The organism is Marinicauda sp. Alg238-R41, from assembly GCF_947331485.1.
Lineage (GTDB): Bacteria > Pseudomonadota > Alphaproteobacteria > Caulobacterales > Maricaulaceae > Marinicauda > Marinicauda pacifica.
Map to the genome: position 1 here is coordinate 19,289 of NZ_CAMZOJ010000004.1, position 17,723 is coordinate 37,011.

Here is a 17,723-nt window from a genome sequence, read left to right on the forward strand (position 1 = left end):
ATGCAGGCGAACAGACCCGGGCAGCAGGAGAAGAAAGCAATGACAATCCCCGATCCGCTTCGCGCGGGCTTTGAACGGTTTCGAGTCAGTCAGTTTGAGTCCCAGCGCCGCGTGTGGCGCGAGCTGGCCAAGGGCCAGAAACCGCACGCGCTGGTGATCGGCTGCGCCGATAGCCGAGTTGACCCGGCCGCCATCTTCGATGCCGGGCCGGGCGAGCTGTTCATCGTGCGCAATGTGGCCAACCTCGTGCCCCCTTATGAGCCGGATTCAGGCCATCACGGGGTCTCCGCGGCGCTGGAGTTTGCGGTCAAGACCTTGGGCATCGAACATGTCGTCGTGCTCGGTCACAAGGATTGCGGCGGCGTCCATGCGGCCGTGACCGGGGCTGCGGAAGGCACGGAGTTTGTTCATCGATGGATCAGCCCGCTTCAGTCAGCCCTCAGCGAAAGCCGCCATCACTGCGGATATGACGCGCCGACCGAGACGCTCTGCAACGATCTTGAATTGCGGTCGGTTCAGCATTCCCTGGACCGTCTGCTGAAATTTCCGTTCGTTGCCAAGGCAGTCGAGGCTGGGACGCTCGCTCTTCACGGTGCGCGGTTCGGCATCGCTGACGGCCAGCTGGAGTGGCTTGAGCGCAATGAAGGCTTTCAGCCCGTGAGCATTTGACGTTCCCGCGCGTTTGTCCCACGCACGGGCCTTGAAGGTGGACCCGACTTTTCCTGCTAGACGGAGACCTGCATAATGAAACTCGCTTCTCTCAAGAACGATACGCGCGATGGCCGCCTGGTCGTGGTCAGCAAGGATCTGACCTGGTGCGCGGACGCGACCCATATTGCTCCGACGCTGCAGGCTGCGCTGGACGACTGGGATCGCGCCGAGCCGGCGCTGCGCTCGCTGGCCGATGAATTGATGCGGGAGGCGATCCCGCGCGAGCGCTTCCATGAGCACGACGCCCTCTCGCCCTTGCCGCGATCCTTCCAGTGGGCGGACGGATCGGCCTACGTCAATCACGTGGAGCTCGTGCGCAAGGCGCGGGGCGCCGAGATCCCGGAGAGCTTCTGGACTGATCCGCTCATGTACCAGGGCGGCTCTGATGCCTTCCTCGCGCCGCGCGCCCCCATTCCGCTTGGCGATGATAGCTGGGGCTGTGATTTCGAGGCCGAAGTGGCCGTGGTGACCGGGGACGGTCCCCAGGGGCTTTCTGCCGACGAGGCGAAATCCAGGATCCGGCTCATCATGCTGGTCAACGACGTCTCCCTGCGCGGTCTCATCCCGGGCGAGCTGGCCAAGGGGTTCGGCTTCTTCCAGTCGAAGCCGCCGAGTGCGTTCAGCCCGGTTGCCGTAACGCCGGACGAGCTGGGCGAGGCCTGGGATGGCCACAAGGTGCATCTTCCCCTGCGCTCCACCTTGAATACCCGGCTGTTCGGCGAGCCCGAGTGCCATGTCGACATGACATTCGATTTTCCCCAGCTCGTGGCCCATGCCGCCAAGACGCGTCCGCTGACCGCCGGCACGATCGTCGGATCGGGCACGATCTCGAACAAGCTGGATGACGGTCCCGGCAAACCGGTCGATGAAGGTGGCAAGGGCTATTCCTGCATCGCGGAGATCCGGATGATCGAGACGATCAAGGACGGCTCTCCGAAGACGCCATTCATGACGCCGGGCGACACGATCCGGATCGAGATGGCCGACAAGGATGGCAAGTCCATCTTTGGAGCCATCGAACAGGAAGTCGTTCGCTACAGCCGCTAGCGACCACCTCAACCCCGGGCCTGACGGCCCGGGGTTTTCAGTTGAGGGGGGCGGAGCCGGCCTTGAGCACGTAGCGCGAGCCGTCAAAGCCTTCGAACAGCTCGATCGTTCGCGGATGACCCACCGCGCCGTTATGCGCGTCCGGCAGAAGGTTCTGTTCGGACACGTACGCCACGTAGTGGCTTTCCTCATTCTCGGCCAGCAGATGATAGAAGGGCTGGTCGCGACGCGGACGGATCGCGTCGGGGATGGCCTGGTACCAGTCCTCCGAGTTGGCGAATTCAGGATCGACGTCGAATATGACGCCGCGAAACGGAAACATCCGGTGGCGCACCACGTCGCCAATGGAGAATTTCGCGTCTCTTGCCTGCATGACCGGGTCTCCGTCCTGTTTGCGAACAAATCTATTTAGGGTGCGCCTGGCCCGCTTCGAGGGGGTGGAACTGTCTCTGCTCCTGGCCGGACCCGGACGGCAGCTTTCGATATGACACAGGCGTGTTATCATCGCGTTCAAACGACAGGTTGACGGCATCGGGATTCGTCTGACCGCGCGGTCGATTGTGTTGCACATCAGGCAGCCGCGCGAAATGGCATCCGGGCCCGTCATGTAAAGGAAAACATCATGGCCAAGGACGCTGCCGGCGAGGAGCCGGCGCGCCAGGGCCCAAATCGATCCCGGAAGGCAGGCCGGGGCGAACCGCTCTTCGGAGCGATCGATCTGGGTACGAATAATTGCCGGATGCTTTTGGCGCGCAAGACGCGCGAGGGGTTTCGCGTCGTCGATGCCTATTCTCGAATCGTACGGCTGGGCGAGGGGCTGGGTGCCAGCGGCCGCCTGTCCGATGAGGCGATGGAGAGGGCAATCGAGGCGCTGAGCGTCTGTGCGCAGCGCATTGAACGCAAGAATGTCCAGAAACTGCGCGCGATCGCGACCGAGGCGTGCCGCCGGGCAGCCAATGGCGTCCATTTTATCGAGCGCGTGAAGGCCGAGACGGGCCTCGATCTGGAAATCGTGACTGCCGAGGAAGAGGCGCGCCTGGCCGTCCAGGGCAGCCTGGATCTGCTGGACGAAACTCTGGATGCGGCCGTGGTCGTCGACATTGGCGGCGGGTCGACCGAATTGTGCTGGGTCGACCTGGCCGAGTGGCGGGCCCGCGGCGGACTGGCCGAGGGCGGTCGCCCGCCCTTGCGGGGCTGGTCGACCATGCCGATGGGCGTCGTCACCCTGTCCGAGCAGTTTCCGGAGCCGGAAGGCGAGTCCGAACGCGCCGAATGGTATGAGGCGATGAAGGCTCAGGTCCGTCAGTACATGAAACCGCCCAAGGGCGCGCGCCGACTGCGTCCGCTCTTCGAGACCGGCCGGGCCCACATGGTGGGGACGTCCGGGACAGTCACCTCGGTGGCGGGGGTTTATCTCAATCTGGATCGCTATGACCGCTCGCGGGTCGACGGCTTGTGGCTGGACAGTGCGGACGCGCGCGAGGTGTGCGCGCGTCTGGCGTCGAAAGATGCGGACGGCCGGTCGAAGGAAGGATGTATAGGAACCGAGCGGGCCGATCTCGTGCTCGCCGGCTGTGCGATTCTCGAGACCGTGATGGATTCCTGGCCGACCGAGCGCATGCGTGTAGGCGACCGCGGACTTCGCGAAGGTCTTCTGTTAAACCTCATGCGGAAGAAGCGCCGGCGCGGGCGACGTGGCCGCGGACGGTCCTCGGGAAAGGATAGCTAGCGATGAGCGACGATGGCGAAGAACGCCGCCGGCGCCGGTCCGGCCCCATGAAAAAGGGCGGGGATGCCCGCGCGGCCAAGCAGTTTCATACCAAGGTCAAGACCGCACGCGGCCGCAAATACTCCTCCAAGCTATGGCTGGAGCGGCAGCTCAACGACCCCTACGTCTTGCGTGCCAAGCAGGAAGGGTATCGCTCGCGCGCGGCGTTCAAGCTGTCCGAACTTGATGACCGCTTCCATTTTCTCAAGCCGGGTATGCGCGTGGCCGATCTCGGCGCTGCGCCGGGCGGCTGGGTCCAGATCGCGCTGGAGCGGGGGGCGTCGACGGTGGTCGGTGTCGACCTGATCGAGATCGAGCCGATCGGCAACGCGACCCTGATGGTGCTGGATTTCACCGAGCCGGATGCGCCGGACCGCGTCCGCGAGGCGCTGGGCGGACCGGCCGATGTGGTGCTCTCCGATCTGGCGCCGTGGACTACCGGGCACAAGCAGACCGACCATTTGCGGATCATGTCGCTGGTCGAGGCGGCGGCGTATTTCGCCATCGATACCCTGAAGCCGGGCGGCGTGTTTATCGCCAAGGTCTTTCAGGGCGGCGCCGAGGGCGACGTGCTCGACATGCTCAAGGCGCGCTTCGAGAAGGTCCGCCACGCCAAGCCGGACGCGAGCCGGGCTGAAAGTGCGGAAACCTACCTAGTCGCGACGGGTTTTAGAGTGTAAAGTGTTTTTCGAACAATGTTCGAGGTAAGCATGAACGCTCCGGCTCGTTTCGATTCCCATTCGGTCTACACGCCTGATTTCCCCCATGGACCCGTGCGCCCGTTCCGCGCGTGGAAAGCCTTCTGGGGTCTGGTTGGAGACCGGGACGACACCCGCTTCGTGTTCGATTTCTTCCAGGCTGTGAACGGCAAGACAGCCGGCCCGTATTTCCGCCGCTATCTGGCAAGCGAGTTCGGTCAGAAGACGCTCGCTGACCCCGAATACATCGACACGCTGCTGCTCGACCGGCGCCGTCTTGAGGCGGCCGGGCCCGACAGTGTCGCCGCGGCCTACCTTCATTATCTCGACAGCGAGGGGCTCCATCCGCTTGGCGTGCACGATGCGGCCGTTGCCTCTGCGCCTGAACTCTATGCCCGGATGGATCGCGATTACCCGGAATATTCGGTCATGCGGCGGACCACCTCGATCCTGCACGATCTGTATCACGTGCTGACCGGCTATGGCCGCGACCCGCTGGGCGAGGCGGTCCTGCTGGTCTTCTCCGGGGTCCAGAGCGGCAATCGCGGCGCGACCTGGCTCGGACATCTCGCCGGATTGCGCATCCGCTCGGAAATGAGGTCCTGGCCGGTCGGCAAGATGATGCGCAACACCACGCGGATGGCCAGGGAGGCCGACGATCTCGGGCTGACCGATCCGGCAAGCTATCTCCATCTGCCACTGGACGAAGCCCGCGCCCGGTTCAACCTCAAGCCGGATCCGGTCTACCGGCATTTGCGGGACACCTACACCGGACCCGAACCTGTGTCCGGCGCATCCTAGCTTCGACCCGCGCGGGCCGCCCCGGCGGACCTTCATTTCCTTTCGATCTCGTCGCTTTCCCGGACCCGCATCTCCCTGGCCGGGCCGGTCGGGTGTGCGCAGGGACGGGCGGGTGGCAGACCCGGCTCTTGCCTCGCCCTAAAAATCTGTTAAAGCGGCCCCGCAAGAGAGAAGGAGGTCTCCCCATGGAGATTCGCGAAGGTCTCACCTTCGACGATGTGCTCTTGCAGCCCGGCGCATCTGAAGTTCTACCCGCCGATGCGGATATCCGCACGCGCGTCACCCGTGACATTCCGCTCAACATTCCGATCCTGTCGGCCGCCATGGACACCGTCACCGAGGCGCCGCTGGCGATCGCGATGGCCCAGGCCGGCGGTCTGGGTGTGATCCACCGCAACATGACCAATGAGGAGCAGGCCGAGGAGGTCCGCCGGGTCAAGCGGTATGAGAGCGGGATGGTGGTCAATCCGATCACGATCAGCCCCGATGCGCGCCTGGCCGAACTTCAGGCCCTGATGGACCGGCACAAGATCTCCGGCATCCCGGTTGTCGAAGGCAGCGAAAACGGTGTGCCCGGCCGGCTGGTCGGCATCATCACGAACCGGGATGTGCGCTTTGCCGAGGACATGAACGAGCCTGTCGCCGACCTTATGACCTCCTCCAATCTGGTCACGGTCAAGCCGGGTGTCGACCAGGCCGAGGCAAGGCGGCTTCTTCACAAGCACCGGATCGAGCGTCTTCTTGTCGTCGACGACGACAACCGCTGTGTCGGCCTGATGACCGTCAAGGACATGGAGAAGGCGCAGGCCTACCCGATGGCCGCCAAGGACGAGCATGGCCGTCTGCGCTGCGCCGCGGCGACCACCGTTGGCGATGCCGGGTTCGAGCGCGCCGAAGCCTTGGTCGACGCCGGCGTCGACGTCGTGGTCATCGATACCGCCCATGGCATGTCGCGGTCCGTGCTCGACCAGGTCCGGCGGATCAAGGCCGCGTCCAACCGCACCCAGGTCATCGCCGGCAACGTGGCCACGTATGACGGCGCTGCGGCCCTGTTTGATGCCGGTGCCGATTGCGTGAAGGTCGGGATCGGACCCGGTTCCATCTGCACCACGCGCGTGGTGGCCGGTGTGGGCGTGCCCCAGCTGACGGCCATCATCGAATCGCGCAAGGCGGCGGACAAGTTCGGCGGCACGATCATCGCCGATGGCGGCATCAAGTATTCCGGCGACATGGCCAAGGCCATCGCGGCGGGCGCGCATTGCGTGATGATGGGCTCGATGCTGGCCGGGACCGAAGAAGCTCCCGGTGAGGTCTTCCTTTACCAGGGCCGGTCCTACAAGGCCTATCGCGGTATGGGCAGCGTCGGCGCGATGGCGCGAGGATCGGCTGACCGGTATTTCCAGAAGGAAGTGTCGGACAAGATGAAGCTGGTCCCCGAGGGCATTGAAGGTCAGGTGGCCTACAAGGGTCCCGTCGGCCCGATCCTGCACCAGATGGTGGGCGGCCTGCGCGCGGCGATGGGCTATACCGGCGCGCTGAATGTCGCCGACTTCCAGGAGAAGGCGGTGTTCGTGAAGATCACTAATGCGGGTCTCCGCGAAAGCCATGTCCATGATGTGGCGATCACGCGGGAAGCCCCGAACTATCCGTCGCCGACCTGACCGCTGGCGGCGCAGTATCCTGAAGAGAGCGCATGGCTGACCGCTATGCGCTCTTTCCATGTCGGGCGGCTATGATCTGCCCATTCTTTTGAAGTTGAGGAGCGGCCCATGCGCGACGGCGGACGCATTGCAGGTGCCATCGAAATCGTCGATGCGGTTCTGAACCGGCACCAGCCGGTCAAGGACGCGCTGCGCGACTGGGGCAAGGCCCATCGCTTCGCCGGATCCGGCGACCGGGCCTGGATGTCCGGTCTGGTGATGGACGCGCTGCGCCACCGCGCCTCGTCGCGGGTCCAGATGGGACAGGACACGCCCCGGGCCCTGGTTCTCGGGGCGCTCCATCGCGGCTGGGGATTGAGCGCCGAGGCGATTGCCGAGCGCCTCGCCGACGATCCTCACGCACCCTCTGCTTTGAGCGAGGCCGAGCTTGCGGCCCTCGACGCGCCATCCGCAGATCTCCCGCTCGCTGCGCAGGCTGAGATCCCCGATTGGCTCGAACCCAGCTTCGTGCGCGCCTTCGGTGGCGATGCGGCGGCCGAGGGGCTCGCCATGGCCACGCGCGCGCCCGTCGACCTGCGCGTGAACACGCTGAAGACCGATCCGGAGAAAGCCCAGGCAGCCGTGGTCGCCAAGCTAAAGGACGCGGCGCTGAGCGAGCTGGTCGCGAACGCCATCCGTATTCCCGGCACCGATCCGCGCGCGAAGGCCCCTCCGGCCGATGCGATTCCCGCCTATGGAAAAGGCTGGGTCGAGGTCCAGGATATCGGCTCTCAGATTGCGGCCCTGGCGGCCGGCATGATCGAGGGTGGGCAGATCCTCGATTACTGCGCCGGCGCGGGCGGCAAGACGCTGGCGCTCGCCGCCCTGTCCGCCAACTCGGGACAGGTCCATGCCTGGGACTATGACTGGCGGCGCCTGCGCGCCATCTGGCCGCGGCTGCAAAGGGCGGGCGTCCGCAATGTGCAGGTCCATGACGGCAAGGAAGACGAGGCGCTGACAGCGCTGGCGGACAAGATGGACGTGGTCTTCATCGACGCGCCATGTACCGGCTCGGGCACCTGGCGCCGGCGCCCCGACTCCAAGTGGCGGCTCAAGCCGGAGGCGCTGGAGCGCCGCATCGCCGAGCAGACCGAAGTGCTGGAGCGGGCGAGCCGCTATGTGCGCCCCGGTGGCCGGCTGGTCTACGTGACCTGCTCGATCCTGCCCGAGGAGAACGAGGATCGTGTGGCGGCGTTTCTCGAGTCCGCGCCGGACTTCCGGGCCGAGCCCGCTCTGGGCGCGATGATGGAGACGGGTCTGCTCACCGGCGAGGGCGAGGTTCAGGTCGGCGCCTGCGCGGGCCGCTTCGATGCACTCCAGCTTACCCCGGCGCGAACCGGGACTGACGGCTTCTACATCTGCGTGATGCGGCGCGGCGAGGGCGGGTAGCCCAGCTGCGCCAGGAGCGAGCTGATCTGCGAGATCGAGTGCGCCCGCGCCTTGAGCGGGGCAGGCGCCCGGCCGACACGGTTTCGGGTGAGGGGCTTGCTCAGCAGGGCCTCGCTGTCGCGCTCGGTGCCGACCAGGTCGAGACTTCGACGATGAAACTCGAACACGTCCCGTGGCATCTCCAGCTCCATGAAGGCGAACAGCGCTTTCAGCGTCCGCTTGGGCCTTTGAACGAGGTCTTCATAGCGGACGCGCAGACACCGTTGCGGGCCGATTTCGGCTTCAGCGCGCACACCGGCGCCGGCCAGCCGGGCCCAGTAGGTCAGGGCTGCGAGCGGATCGCGGACATGGTCGAAGGCCTGGCCCGTCTGCGGGTGGCGCCAGTCACGCTCCAGCAACGAGGCTGCGACGTCGCGCCCGTCCCTGACGACATGGACAAATTTCGCTTCCGGCAGCAATCGCGCCAGATCTGCGAAGACGACCACGTTCAGCGGGCTCTTGTCGACGATCTGCACAGAGTCGACCGGGCCGAGCACGCCGATCAGCAATTGCGCCATGTTTTGCCGCACCGCCTCGGAATCGAGCGCGAAATCGGTCGAGTGCAATTGGCCCAGCGACGTTGAAAAGCTCTTCCACTGCATGACGATGGGGGGCGCCAGCACGGTATCCGAACCGCAGTATATTCCAGGATGGGTGGAGAGCAGGGCGCGCAGCAAGGTGAGGCCCGAGCGCGGGCAGCCGCCGAGAAAGACGGGGGCGGGCGCCTCACTCATAGCCGAGCCGGCGCAGATCCGGACCGATAATCGCCTCGACGGTCTGAAGCTGGCCCGCGGTCAGATCCTCGCGCCAGCGGCCGATGGCACGCTTGTCGATCGGCTGCGCCACGCGCTCGGCACTGGTCTCGTTCTCACCGGCGTTCGGCCGGAAGATCCTCGTGTGATCGAGCGTCGCCGGGTCGACCTCTTCGCCGAGAAACGCGAACAGCGCGCTCAGCGTCGCATCGGGAGACCGGGCGAGGTCTTCGTAGCGCAGCTGGTGAAACTGTCCATCATCGGCCATGTCTTCGGCCGCGTGAACCGAAGCCTGCCACAGACGCGCTGCCGCGGCCGGGTCGGTGACGATATCCATCGGCTGGCCCGTGCGGGCGTCGGTCCAGTCAAGCTTCAGCAGAGACGCGACCACGTCGCGCCCGTCGCGGATCACCGTGATCAGCGGGCTCGACGGAAAGAGCTGACGCAGCTCTTTGAAATGCAGGGCATTGGCCGGGGTTTTCTCGGCAATCCGCTGGCCGGCATGGGTCTCGCTCAGGCCGGACAGAAAGCCGGAGATCGCGCGGGCGAACACGCCGTTGAGATGCGCTTCGTCAATCCCGGCCTGGCGGCTCAGCGTGGTCAGACTGGTTTGCTTGATCTGTTCGGAGAGCGAGCACAAGGACGGGATGACCCGCAGCTCCGGCCCGCAATAGATGCTGCCCGTGGCGTTGAGCAGGGCGCGCAATAATGTGGTGCCCGATCGGGGCGCGCCGCCCACGAAGATCGGGCTGCCGGGGAGGGCGGCCGTCATCCTAAACTCCTGACCTGTCTTTTCTTTTTTTCGCTAGGTGTCGGAGTCACGCCGCGATCGGCAAATTAAACTTCCGTCATGACGGGCCTGTTTGGGCCAGAGCTGCCCGGGAGGTATCGCTCGGAGGCCGGTGGTTCCAGCGGTTTTCGGCACGCGTGGACGGCGGATTAAACATGAGTAGGGTTTCGGACAGGAGCGCGAAACGGCCGGTAGCGGACCTGACGCACAATCCCTCTGGTCACGCGGGGCGATCCGCGTTAATTGCGCCTCGCATGAGCTCGATTCAGGAACACCACGAGAAATTGCTCGTGATCGACTTCGGCAGTCAGGTCACGCAGCTCATCGCCCGCCGGCTCCGCGAGAGCGGCATTTATTGCGAGATTCATCCGTTCAACACGGTCGATGACGCCTTTCTGGACAGGTTCCAGCCCAAGGCCGTGATCCTGTCCGGCGGACCGGCCAGCGTGCACGGGGAAGGCACGCCGCGTGCCCCGCAATCGCTTTTCGAGCGCGGAATTCCGGTGCTGGGGATCTGTTACGGCGAGCAGACCATGTGCGCCCAGCTCGGCGGCAGCGTCGAAGCGGCGGAAGAGCGCGAGTTCGGCCGCGCGGATATCGATATCGTCGCCGACAGCCCGCTGCTTGAAGGCCTTGGCGGGGTCGGCCACTCCGAACGCGTCTGGATGAGCCACGGGGACCGGGTCAATGCGATCCCCCCAGGCTTCCAGCCGATCGCGGTGACGCGTCATGCGCCGTTTGCGGCCATTGCCGACGAATCCCGCCGCTTCTACGGTGTCCAGTTTCACCCCGAAGTGGTCAACACGCCCCGAGGCGCGCTGATCCTGCGCAATTTCACGCACGAGATCGCCACCATGAAGGGCGACTGGACGATGTCGGCCTTCAAGGATGAGGCCATCGTCAAGATTCGCGAGCAGGTCGGCGACGGCAAGGTCATCTGCGGCCTGTCCGGCGGGGTCGACAGCTCGGTGGCCGCCGTCCTGCTGCACGAGGCCATCGGCGACCAGCTGACCTGTGTGTTCGTGGACACCGGCCTGATGCGCGATGGCGAGGCCGACCAGGTCGTCGACCTCTTCCGTGAGCACTACAATATTCCGCTCGTCGCCGCGTTCGAGGAAGAGCGCTTCCTCTCCGCGCTCGACGGCGTCAGCGACCCCGAGACCAAGCGCAAGACCATGGGCAAGCTCTTCATCGACGTGTTCGAGGAGAATGCGAAGCTGGCCGGCGGCGCGGACTTCCTGGCCCAGGGCACGCTCTATCCCGACGTCATCGAAAGCGTTTCCTTTGCCGGTGGCCCGTCAGTGACAATCAAGTCGCACCACAATGTGGGCGGACTTCCCGAGCGCATGAACATGCAGCTCGTGGAACCCTTGCGCGAACTGTTCAAGGACGAGGTGCGCGAGCTCGGCCGCGAGCTGGGATTGCCGGAGAGCTTCGTCGGGCGTCACCCCTTCCCGGGGCCGGGCCTGGCGATCCGGATTCCGGGTGCGGTCAGCAAGGACAAGGCCGACGTGCTTCGCCATGCCGACCGGATCTATATCGAGGAAATCAAGAATGCCGGCCTCTATGACGTGATCTGGCAGGCCTTCGCCGTCCTGCTGCCCGTCCAGAGTGTTGGTGTGATGGGCGACCAACGCACCTACGATCACGTCCTGGCCCTGCGCGCGGTGACCAGCGTCGACGGCATGACGGCCGACTATTTCCCCTTCGATCACGATTTCCTCGGCCGCGTCGCCACGCGCATCATCAACGAGGTACGCGGCGTGAACCGGGTCGTCTACGACGTGACCAGCAAACCGCCCGGTACCATCGAGTGGGAGTAGGGGCGTGAGCGAAGACCGTCTCAACAATCTGGAAACCCACATCGCCCAGCAGGAGCAGGTGATCGAGGATCTGTCCGAAGCGCTCGCGCTTCAGCAGAAGGACATCGAACGGCTGAAGGCGCGCCTCCTGCGGTCCGATGACCGCATTGCCGAGCTAGAGGCAGGCCTTGCCACCGCTCCCGGTGAAAAACCGCCTCATTACTAGCCCTTCGCCTAGACCAGATCGCGCGGAATGGTCCGGCTCCAGCTGCGGCTGAACTGGCGCACATCGCCTTCATAGGCGTCGAGCTCTGCGTCGATATGGAAATTGTCCCGGTCGGCGCGCAGCACGGTTCGCGTGCGGCTGCTGACCGACCATGAGCCACGCGACAGGGAGCGCCACCATTCGGTCTCGCCCCGGGCCGAGGCGAAGTCATCACCCCTGGCCGAATAGACCTCGCGCGCCCGCGCGGCGACCGTCAGGTCGATATCGTCGAACCGCATCCGGCCCCGGTCGTCGGTCACTTCAAGGCTCGAGACCTGGCTGGCCAGGTCGTGGGAGACGCGCCAGGTGTGCTCGGGCGCGGCGAGTGTGGTCGTCTCGGGCGGGGGGGCGCTGACGGGATCGCCGAAATCGGGCAGGTCCTCGTCGCTTGCGCGCGGTGGCCGCACCGGCAGGTTCAGCCGGCTGGCGCGAGTCCACAGGGTCAATCGCGCATCTTCGGGCGGGGTCCAGGCCAAAGGCCAGTAGACGCTGGAGATCGACAGCCGGATCCGGTGCCCTGCCGGGATCGTCTGCGCGATATGGTTCATCGGTACGCGCACCTTGTAGCGGCGCCCCGGCTCCAGGGTCTCGGGATGCGCGCGGCTGTCGCGATGGGTGAGGTTCAGAAGGCCATAGCTGATCCGGGTCGCCTGCTGGTCGGGCCTGATATCGGACAGGCGCACCGCGACGAGGGCCACCGGCTTGTCGGAGGCTATGTCGAGCTCCACCTCGGGGCTGCCCATGATTTCGATCGGTTCTTCCAAGCGCTCGGTCTGGAAGATCAGGGAGCCGCCATCCTCCAGGCGTTGATCGCCCGCAAGGTCCGGCCCGTTGGCATAGGAACACCACTTGCCCGCATAAAGGCCCAGCGTGACCGGCGACTGCACGTTGAGCGCTTCCTCTTCCTGACCGGTTTCGGTGTCATCCAGATTCATGCCCCGGCCCAGCCAGTAGGTCTGCGTCTCGATGCGCGGGGACGGCCAGGAATCCTCGGCCACCCACCGTCCCGGCCTGTGGTCGTATTCTGGATAGGGCGGGGCGCTGTCCTGCATCCAGGCGCGGATCATCGGTTCGGACTCCACTCCGTTCTCTTCGCCCTTCAGCCAGCGGTCCCACCAGCGGCGCAGTTCGTGGAGGAAGTCGATGGCCGGCCCGGGGCGCCCGATATGCGGATAGGTATGCCCCCACGGCCCCAGCAAGCCTTTGCGGGGTCCCGACAGGTTTTCCATCAACCGAAAGACCGTGTTGGTATAGCCGTCAGCCCAGCCGCTGACAGCGAAGACCGGGATGTCTACGGCTTCGTAATTCTCGCAGATCGACCCGTGGCGCCAATAGGCGTCGCGGCGCTGATGCTGCAACCAGGTTGTCAGCCACAACCCGCTGCCTTCCAGCCGCTCCTTCCACATATCGCGCCAGCGATCCCCGACCAGGGCCGGATCAGGCGGCATCGTGTTGAAGGAGAACATGACTGACGACCAGGACAGATTGTCGCCAAGCAGCGTCCCGCCCATGTGGTGAATATCGTCCGCATAGCGGTCGTCGCTGGAGGAGACGGTGACCACGGCCTTGAGCTCGGGCGGGCGCATCGCGGCGATCTGGAGGGCGTTGAAGCCGCCCCAGGAGATGCCCATCATCCCGATATTACCGTCGCACCAGTCCTGTCCGGCGATCCATTCAAGCGCTGCAATCCCGTCGTCGAACTCCGATTGCAGGTATTCGTCGGTCAGCACGCCCTCGGATTCACCGCTGCCGCGGATATCGAGCCGGATACAGGCATAGCCATGGCCTGCCAGATATTTATGCGTGATCTCGTCGCGTTCGGTCGTGCCGAAACGTTTGCGGTAGGGGATGTATTCCAGCACTGCAGGAACGGGCGAGGCGTCCGATCCCTTGGGCCGCCAGATGCGCGCGGCCAGGTTCAGCCCGTCTGTGACGGGAATCCAGACGTTTTCCTCTTCGATGATCTCGTGAGGGAAATCTTTGATGATGGTCATGAGGCCAGCGGTAGCGGCTTGATGTGAAAGTGCAGGGAATCGACGCAGCGCGCGAAGGCGTCCTCGATCATCTGCTCGGACTCACCGCCGAGAAAAAGGTCGGCGAGCTCGTAACTATAGCTCTCCTGATAGAAGAGGCTGGAGAGTTGAAGCCCTTTCTCGACGTGAATCTTCGTATCGATATCGGGCAGAATGCGATCGAGCGCGGCAATCTCGTCCTTCGACGGGACACGCTCGACGATGCCATCGGCTTCGAACGATCGGACGATGAATTTCGCAGCGATGGCGTCCTTGCCCTTGCCTTGAGGCATGTCCGGCTCGCGTCCGCGGCACAGGTCGATGGGCACCTTGTGGTGGGAGTGTCCGTCGACCATGCGAAATTGCGGGGCGTGCGATTTGGATATCCGGGGATTGATCTCCAGCAGGTTGAGCGCATCGGTTTCGGGGTCCCAAAAGAACTCCACGTTGAACGGCGCTGAATCAAAGCCGATCCGGCGCAGGAATGTCGATGCCTGCTCGGTTGCCTTCTTCACAACAGTCTCGGGCAACTCCGCCGGATACTGGAAGCGCGAGAAGCTGGAATTGAGCGCGCCGCCGCGCACCGAATCCACGCCGCCATAGATCGTCGTCTCGCCGTTGAAGACGTAGCCTTCCAGAGTGAACTGGCGCGGCGCAGAGATGATCTCCTCGGCCACGACGTAGTTACCGTCCACACTGTCAGGTGCGAAGTCTGACTCCAGACGAGCGAGGAACTGGTTGAACGGCTCGCCCATGAGGTGGATTTTCTGACGGCAGGCGTGAAGCGCCTTGTCCAGGTCCGAGGCGTCCCGGATCATGAAGCCCAGCACGGAGGAATGTCCTTTCACCGGCTTGAGCCAGAACGGGAAGTCCGGCGCGTCCTTGCGGGCCTGCTCCGGCTCGAACGGATTAAGGGCGCGAACCTCCGGGGTCTGTGCGGGCATGGCGGCCCGCTGCTCGCGGCGCATCCACCATTTGTGTTCGCACAGCGCGACCGCTTCCGGCTTCGCGTATGGAATATCGAAATCGCGGCACAGAAGTGACACCAGTGACGAGACCGGAAAATCCAGGTCCCCGATGATTGCATCCGGCTTGCCGCCTGCGTCCTCGATGCCAGCTTTGGCCCTTTGATAGAGATCGTCAAAATCGATCCGGCCATGGGCGGGCTGGACGTCGTCGTGGTGCAGGACAGGCTGGATTTTGGCGCTTTTCATTCCGGGCAATTCCCGGATGAGCGCGAGATTGTACTCGTCGGAACCAATCACAATGATGGTGGCGGTCATGGTGACCTCACGTCTGCTTCTGGAGCCGCAAAGCCGGCCTTCGAAGTATGCTAAGGCAACGGCAGCATTGCCGGATTGTTCCTGCCTCGCTGAAGGTCGTTCGCGTCCAAGGGGCGCTGACGCTAGACGATGAAGCGATCCCAGGAGCCGTAGGTCTTTTCGACCCGCCCCTTGGGCAGGCTCAGCGCAATCAGGGCGAGACCGGCGATCACACCGGCCAGGATCTGGACCAGATCGGCAGACAGGACGAAGGGCGCGACGATCAGCGCAGCGCCGAGCGGCAGGTTCAAGTAGCGCACTGCACGCGCCGATTCTGCGAAGGCGGTAACCGAGACTGTGATGGCCAGCGCGCCGATCAGGTGATCCATATTGGCCATCCAGCCTTCGGCTCCCAGCGTGAGGCGCGTGAACATCAGCCAGACCCCGATCGCGATGCAGCCCAGCAGTGGCAGAGGATAATTCACCCCGCCGAGCAACATCTCTTTGAGCAGAGCCGGGAAGGGGCGATGGAAATCGTCGCGTTCGCGCGTCTCGCCTTCGTCGGTATCGCCGACGAAGAAGATGCGCAGCAGCGGACGGCCCTTCTTCTTGCGGCGGACGAGGAATTGACCGCCCGCCACCAGCTCGTCGAGAGAGAAGGGCACCTGGAGCAGCATCGCCGCAGCCTGGATCAGGCACAGCGTGCACCACGTACCGATCACGATCGGCTGGATGATGATGAAGAAGATCGAGACCGCGCCGAGCGGCACGATCATGACGCCGAATGCGGTAACAAGCCACGGCATGGTTCGCCACCGCCGGTTCGTCCCCATGAGACCAGCCAGAATTTCCAGCATGTAGACGACGGCTCCGACGCCTGCGTCAGGGATCGGCCACGCCTTGGATACGCTGGAGGTCGTGATGTCTTCCGATCCGTTCAGCCCTTCTCCGCGCGTGCCGCTGAAGAACGGGTCCCAGACTCCATCGATATGGCCGAGCTGGAACGCCGTGAGATGGCGCGAGATCAGGAGGCCGACCAACGCCAGCGCGATAATGGGCAGGCGCTGCATCCAGGACGAGGGGGAGAATTCCCAGCCTGGCGGAATATCGGGCCCTGTCTGGGCGGCCGCCGGCGAGACCCCGGGAGAGGGGCGAACGCAGAGTGAAAAGCCGATCACCAGAGCCCCGACCAGGGTTTCGTTGAGATAGGCGTGTGCGGTCGGCGCCCAGAAGATCAGCGGCGCCCAGAGCAGCCAGAACCCGGCTGCGGCCACGACCCATCTCGCCCGCTCGAACCGCAACGACGTCGAGAGAAACGCGAAGATAGTGATCACGGCCCCTGAGAGGACGTCGCTCCACGCCAGCGCCGCCGACCCGTAATCCATCGACATCGGAGATGTGACGAGCCACAGGCCCAGCGCGGCGTTGAGCAGGTGTGCCCAGCGATTGCGGGAGTGTTCGGTGACCCGCTGCGTTTCGCGGCGTTCACGCACCCACTCGGGTGCATCGCTTTTCTCTGCCGCGGTATCCAGCCAGTCCGGCGCGGTCATGCCATGCGCCTCGTACCAGCCCATCGGATCGCGTTTCAGCGCATCGACGATCTTTGGCAAGGTCCGGCGTATGCTGTGTCTGGGATGCCATCCCAGCAGGCGTTTGGCGCGGGAGATGTCGAGCGCGTAATGGTCCTGGGCCATTTCCACCATGAAGGGGCGGATGAACGGCTTCTCGCCCTGGTCGATCGCGTCGGGGACCAGAGGTTCGGCCTTTTCCTGCACCCAGGCGCCGACCTTGGCCACAGGCCCGGGAACCGACAGCGTCTCCCATTCCTCGGCGCCGTGGATGAGTTGTCCGATTTCGTCCTGAAGTTCCTGGTAGGCGACCGCCTCCGGTTCTCCGGCCAGGATTACGCATTCCTCCGGCAGGTCGCTGCGCTTCTCGATTGCGCGCCGGAAGACCTCGATCATGTCCTCGCGGTGGATCATCGACTGCCCGGCCTCGCCTTCGCCCGGGTAGAGCCGGCTTTTCAGATCGCGTTCGTAGATCCGGGCGATCTGATGGGCGAGCGTGGGCACGGCACTTTCATCGTCGTACAGACCCGCCAGGTGCAGAAGCGTGACCGGGATGCTGTCGCGCTCGGCGCGGATGATTTCTTCGGTTTTCGCCTTCGATTGCGGATAGGCCCATTTCGGTTTGACCGGCGCGTCCTCGTCGATCCGTGCGCCCGGTTCGGACGGCTCATGGACGAGCATGGTGCCCGAATAGATGAAGCGCTCCACGTTCAGCTTGCCTAGCGCCCGCATCAGGTTGCGCGTGCCGGTTTCGTTGACTTTCTCGTAGAGCGGGCTCTCTTCGCCACTGAAGTCGAAATAGGCTGCCAGATGCACGACGGCGGCAACATCCCGGCCGTACTCGGCGCAAAAGTCGTTCAACGCCTGGTCGACGGCGTCTTCGTTCGACAGGTCCACTTCGTAGCAGGGCACGTTTGCGCCGCCACATTTCAGGTCGAGCCCAACGACCCGGTAGTCGTCTTTCAGGGCAGTCGTGACATCGCTGCCGATCGAGCCGGCCGCGCCGGTGACCAGTACAAGCGGACGCTCGGTGTCGGGGGTGCCGGATGTATCGTCAGTCATAGCCCCCTAACCAGTCCTTTTAACGATTGTTCCAAGCGCCCTCCGGATCGGACCGGC

The 17,723-nt window shown here is 64.5% G+C and carries 15 protein-coding genes; 9 read left to right on the plus strand and 6 right to left on the minus strand.

Annotated elements, in window-relative coordinates:
* Window positions 1-39: 39 nt before the first annotated feature.
* Window positions 40-669: a carbonic anhydrase gene (locus tag PGP17_RS14270; protein WP_135943949.1), complete on the plus strand. Its 630-nt coding sequence runs from the start codon at window positions 40-42 to the stop codon at window positions 667-669.
* Between the two features lie 75 nt (window positions 670-744).
* Complete coding sequence (locus PGP17_RS14275) at window positions 745-1,758, plus strand: fumarylacetoacetate hydrolase family protein (RefSeq protein WP_135943948.1); 1,014 nt, start codon at window positions 745-747, stop codon at window positions 1,756-1,758.
* Window positions 1,759-1,795: 37 nt separating this feature from the next.
* Here PGP17_RS14275 and hspQ read toward each other — a convergent pair whose 3' ends face one another.
* Complete coding sequence (gene hspQ, locus PGP17_RS14280) at window positions 1,796-2,131, minus strand: heat shock protein HspQ (protein ID WP_270376016.1); 336 nt, start codon at window positions 2,129-2,131, stop codon at window positions 1,796-1,798.
* Window positions 2,132-2,380: 249 nt separating this feature from the next.
* Here hspQ and PGP17_RS14285 point away from each other — a divergent pair, with 249 nt between their 5' ends.
* The 5 genes from PGP17_RS14285 (at window position 2,381) to PGP17_RS14305 (ending at window position 8,114) form a co-directional block, all read left to right on the plus strand.
* Window positions 2,381-3,487, plus strand: coding sequence for a Ppx/GppA phosphatase family protein (locus PGP17_RS14285; RefSeq protein ID WP_270376017.1), 1,107 nt, complete (start codon window positions 2,381-2,383; stop codon window positions 3,485-3,487).
* 2 nt (window positions 3,488-3,489) lie between these two features.
* Entirely contained in the window at window positions 3,490-4,206 is a 717-nt protein-coding gene (locus tag PGP17_RS14290; RefSeq protein ID WP_206751048.1) for an RlmE family RNA methyltransferase, read from the plus strand.
* A 30-nt stretch (window positions 4,207-4,236) separates the two neighbouring features.
* Window positions 4,237-5,025 carry a Coq4 family protein gene (locus PGP17_RS14295; RefSeq protein WP_270376018.1) on the plus strand — a complete coding sequence of 263 codons (789 nt, stop codon included), beginning with the start codon at window positions 4,237-4,239 and terminating at the stop codon, window positions 5,023-5,025.
* 185 nt (window positions 5,026-5,210) lie between these two features.
* A complete protein-coding gene (guaB, locus tag PGP17_RS14300) occupies window positions 5,211-6,686 on the plus strand; it encodes an IMP dehydrogenase (protein WP_270376019.1) in 1,476 nt (491 codons plus the stop codon).
* Window positions 6,687-6,794: 108 nt separating this feature from the next.
* Window positions 6,795-8,114, plus strand: coding sequence for an RsmB/NOP family class I SAM-dependent RNA methyltransferase (locus tag PGP17_RS14305; protein ID WP_270376020.1), 1,320 nt, complete (start codon window positions 6,795-6,797; stop codon window positions 8,112-8,114).
* Here the strand turns inward: PGP17_RS14305 and PGP17_RS14310 are convergent.
* Both PGP17_RS14310 and PGP17_RS14315 read right to left on the minus strand, forming a co-directional pair.
* A complete protein-coding gene (locus PGP17_RS14310) occupies window positions 8,078-8,887 on the minus strand; it encodes a sulfotransferase family protein (protein WP_270376021.1) in 810 nt (269 codons plus the stop codon). The genes PGP17_RS14305 and PGP17_RS14310 overlap by 37 nt on opposite strands.
* The gene (locus PGP17_RS14315; protein ID WP_270376022.1) at window positions 8,880-9,677 is read right to left on the minus strand and encodes a sulfotransferase family protein; all 798 of its coding nucleotides are present in this window, start codon (window positions 9,675-9,677) and stop codon (window positions 8,880-8,882) included. The genes PGP17_RS14310 and PGP17_RS14315 overlap by 8 nt, the downstream gene beginning before the upstream one ends.
* Before the next feature lie 272 nt (window positions 9,678-9,949).
* Here PGP17_RS14315 and guaA point away from each other — a divergent pair, with 272 nt between their 5' ends.
* A complete protein-coding gene (gene guaA, locus PGP17_RS14320) occupies window positions 9,950-11,518 on the plus strand; it encodes a glutamine-hydrolyzing GMP synthase (RefSeq protein ID WP_270376023.1) in 1,569 nt (522 codons plus the stop codon).
* A 4-nt stretch (window positions 11,519-11,522) separates the two neighbouring features.
* Window positions 11,523-11,723 (plus strand): SlyX family protein, encoded by a 201-nt coding sequence (locus tag PGP17_RS14325; RefSeq protein ID WP_270376025.1) that lies wholly within the window; start codon window positions 11,523-11,525, stop codon window positions 11,721-11,723.
* Between the two features lie 8 nt (window positions 11,724-11,731).
* Here the strand turns inward: PGP17_RS14325 and PGP17_RS14330 are convergent, their stop codons facing one another.
* The 3 genes from PGP17_RS14330 to PGP17_RS14340 all read right to left on the minus strand — a co-directional run bounded on the left by PGP17_RS14330 (window position 11,732) and on the right by PGP17_RS14340 (window position 17,666).
* Entirely contained in the window at window positions 11,732-13,756 is a 2,025-nt protein-coding gene (locus PGP17_RS14330) for a CocE/NonD family hydrolase (protein WP_270376026.1), read from the minus strand.
* Window positions 13,753-15,057 (minus strand): ATP-grasp domain-containing protein, encoded by a 1,305-nt coding sequence (locus PGP17_RS14335; RefSeq protein ID WP_270376028.1) that lies wholly within the window; start codon window positions 15,055-15,057, stop codon window positions 13,753-13,755. The genes PGP17_RS14330 and PGP17_RS14335 overlap by 4 nt, the downstream gene beginning before the upstream one ends.
* 122 nt (window positions 15,058-15,179) lie before the next feature.
* Entirely contained in the window at window positions 15,180-17,666 is a 2,487-nt protein-coding gene (locus tag PGP17_RS14340) for an NAD-dependent epimerase/dehydratase family protein (protein WP_270376030.1), read from the minus strand.
* Window positions 17,667-17,723 lie beyond the last annotated feature (57 nt).